At 57.0% G+C, this 3,484-nt stretch carries 4 protein-coding genes; all 4 read left to right on the top strand.

Translation table 11 applies throughout. The annotated features are described in order from the left end of the window. Positions 1–290: phage tail protein I (locus ACVBEF_RS20840; protein WP_447125814.1), on the top strand; the 290-nt coding region annotated here is incomplete at its 5' end. 6 nt (positions 291–296) lie between these two features. Next, positions 297–2,186 (top strand): hypothetical protein, encoded by a 1,890-nt coding sequence (locus tag ACVBEF_RS20835; protein WP_447125813.1) that lies wholly within the window; start codon positions 297–299, stop codon positions 2,184–2,186. Further along, complete coding sequence (locus tag ACVBEF_RS20830) at positions 2,186–2,698, top strand: tail fiber assembly protein (protein WP_447122121.1); 513 nt, start codon at positions 2,186–2,188, stop codon at positions 2,696–2,698. Before ACVBEF_RS20835 ends, ACVBEF_RS20830 begins: the two co-directional genes overlap by 1 nt. Before the next feature lie 27 nt (positions 2,699–2,725). Continuing rightward, positions 2,726–3,484: phage tail sheath subtilisin-like domain-containing protein (locus ACVBEF_RS20825; RefSeq protein ID WP_447125812.1), on the top strand; the 759-nt coding region annotated here is incomplete at its 3' end.

Raw genomic sequence — 3,484 nt, 5'->3', positions numbered from 1 at the left:
TCAGAGACGTCGTCGCCACTTTCGGTGGCGCGATCCTGTTGCAGGAGTGGTGGCAAAAAACGCCGATGGGCGCGCCGCACACTTTCGATCTGCTGATGAGCTTAAGCGGCGCAGGCGGCGCAACAGCCACCGCTGCTTTTGTTGACGACGTGATTACCGAGGTCCGACGCACCAAGCCGGTCCGCAGCCATTTTACGTTTACGCAAGGCCTCCACACCAACGCCGCAATTGCCGTGGTCACAGCCATTCGCCCTGTGATTGCCGCCCGTCTCAACCTTACCGAAGCCTGATTAACTATGCCCGGACTCCAGATCATTACTACCAACGCAGGCCGTGCCGCACTTATCAATGCCGAACACAACGGCACAGCGCCATTGACGATTACCGAGATCGGGCTGACCGACGCCGTCTTCACGGCAGATGCTGACATGACCGACTTACCCGGTGAATTCAAACGCATCAATACTCTCTCTGGCGAAGTCGTGGCCGCCGACACCATCCACGTCACTATCCGCGACGATGGCACGGATACCTACACCGTGCGCGGTATCGGTTACTGGCTCAGCAACGGCGTGTTACTTGGCATCTATAGTCAGCCGGAAGCTATTTTGGAGAAATCTGGGCAATCGATGCTGCTGTTGTCAGCGGACACGATATTGACCACGCTCGATGTCACCAGCCTGACGTTTGGCAATGCTAACTTTACCAATCCACCGGCGACTATTGAACGTCAAGGGGTCGTCGAATTAGCGACATTTGAGGAAACCGTCGCCGGTATCGACACCACCCGCGCCGTCACCCCAGCCGGACTAACGCCAGCTCTGGCGCACAGTATCGCCGTGCACAAAACCGACGCCGATCCACACACCCAATACCTGACATCCGAGCGCGGCAACGCCCTGTATTTCCGCATGCTGGCCGCTTACACCGACAGCGACACCGATTGCGACACGCTGCTCGATACGGGTGTACGCGAAGTCTCCGTCGCCAATGACCGCGGCAATCTCGACCATACGCATTTGCCAACGGGCTGCGAAGGGTATGGCACGTTGATGACGGTCGTAGGCGGAGCTTTCGTGCGTCAGGTCTACAGCGAAGGCGGCATCGCGCAAAAAACATGGGAACGCACCGGCTATTTAGGAGAAACACCGCCATTCAAAAATCGTTCATGGAAACTCGCGTGGGATACCGCTACATTCGATCCTGCCAGCAAGCAGGACAAGCTCGGCTTTACGCCAGTACAGCAAGGGACTGGCTTCGGACAAGAGTCTAACGTCGTCAAGATCGGCTGGTCCGGTACAGGCGTCAAAGTCACCGTTGATCAAACCGATCAGGGCGTGATTGTATTTCGGGATGCGCTGGAAGCGGCGTTGACCAACTATCTGGCACGCACCGGCGGCACAGTCACAGGGCCTATCTATGCCATCGGATCGACCGGCCCAATTGGCACGCAAGAATGGGGCCGACCGGGTTTACAAATCAACGCAGAAGAAGGCGAAGGCCACGCCGCCTATATGATTTTTCACCGTCCCGGATATACCTTCTTGCGGTTTGGGCTGGACGTGAATAACCAACTAAGTCTCTCGGCAGGCACTGCTTCTTACGCGTTATGGCACGCAGGCAACTTCAACCCTGCCGACAAAATCAGTGGCAGTGCCGGTATCCGCTTGGATTGGAGTGGACGCGACGGCCAACCGACATGGGTGTACGGCGGCAACGACGACCCCGCCGCTAGTGCCTTGTATAACCCTAAAAGCTTTCACGTCAGCTATGCCGACAGCGCAGCCAAGGCAACCAATGCCACCAACGCGGGAGTTGCGCAAACGGTTATCAACGGAGCCGATCACATGCAATTCGATTGGTCAGACCCCGGTGGACAGACGCTTTACGTCTGGGGCAGTGATGGTGCGGCGCGGGCGCGGTTATCTATGGTCGGCAATTTGCGGGTCGGCTACGCCAATCAAGCAGGCTCCGCGCCTGCCGATGGTGGTACAGCCAGTTACGCCCATCAACTTGCAGGACCGGGCTTACAGGACGGCAGCATCGGCTCGTACCGCCTCAACAAAAATCACAATTCATCGGAGGTTGGCGGTACCTGGCAAATACGTGGCTGGACCTATGACTATGGCTCCGGCGGCGACGGCAATCCAGGTACACGTACAACTTTATGGCAAAGGGTCGGATGATGGCAACGCTAAAAAAATCTATTCCTAAAAATGCAGCACCAAAGATAGTCCCGCCACTAAGCTCTGCGCCAGTGATCCCCTTGGTGAATTTTGCCTATTCGGACGTGCGCTATTTGCTACGCCAAGCTAACGGGATTCAGTGCGAAGTTAAATTCAACGCGAATCAAACCTACTGGTCATTTCTCGCCACGCCCGATGACGTCGAAGCGCACGGACGCGCCATTTACGCCGAATGCAACGCAGGCCGCTGGGGCCCTGTGTCGGACTATTTTCCGAGCGAGGCCGAGTTATGTGCTGTAGCCAAAGAGCGCATCGCGCTTGGTCTGTACCACGCCAATATCGCGGTCACCAAATATCAAGATCGCGTCGATATCGATGACGCCACCGACGCCGATCTTGCCTTACTCAGCGCTTGGAAAAAATACCGCGTCAGTCTCAACCGCCTGACCGAACAACCCGACTATCCGCATCGCCTGACCTGGCCTGTCAGCCCCGAAACAAGCATCCCTTAATTCACCATCACATTCACAGGAGTCAACATGGCAGACGATTACCACCACGGCGTGCGCGTGCTTGAAATCAACAACGGCACGCGCCCCATACGCACCATTAGCACCGCTGTCATCGGCTTGGTTGCCACAGCCGACGACGCCGATCCGATCACGTTTCCGTTAGATACGCCGGTGCTACTCACCAACGTGATCGCCGCACTCGGCAAAGCGGGTAAAAAGGGCACGCTGCGTCGCACGCTTGAAGCCATCGGCGCGCAAACCAAACCGTTCACGATAGTGGTGCGTGTAGCGGAAGGCGAGAGCGAAGCCGACACCACCACCAACGTCATCGGCACGGTCACTGCCAGCGGCAAATACACTGGTATCAAAGCCTTGCTAGCGGCGCAAAGTAAGCTAGGCATCAAGCCGCGCATCCTCGGCGCGCCCGGACTCGATACCAAAGCGGTCACCAATGCGCTGGTAAGCGTAGCCCAGCAACTACGCGCCTTTGTCTACGCATCAGCCCACGGTTGCTTAACCAAAGAAGACGCCGTCGCGTATCGCAAAGATTTCGGCCAGCGAGAACTAATGCTGATCTGGCCTGACTTTGTGAGCTGGGATACGGCAACCGACGCCGAAGCCAGTATCTCCGCTGTGGCCTACGCACTCGGCCTGCGCGCCAAAATCGACCAAGAAATTGGCTGGCACAAAACCTTATCGAACATGCCTGTGAATGGCCCGACCGGAATCAGCAGCGACGTGTTCTGGGACTTGCAAGACCCGGCCACCGACGCCGGATATTTGAAT

The organism is Glaciimonas sp. GG7 (genome assembly GCF_052976905.1).
The sequence above is the reverse complement of the archived record's forward strand: the minus strand, read 5'-3'. Positions and strand labels throughout refer to the sequence as shown.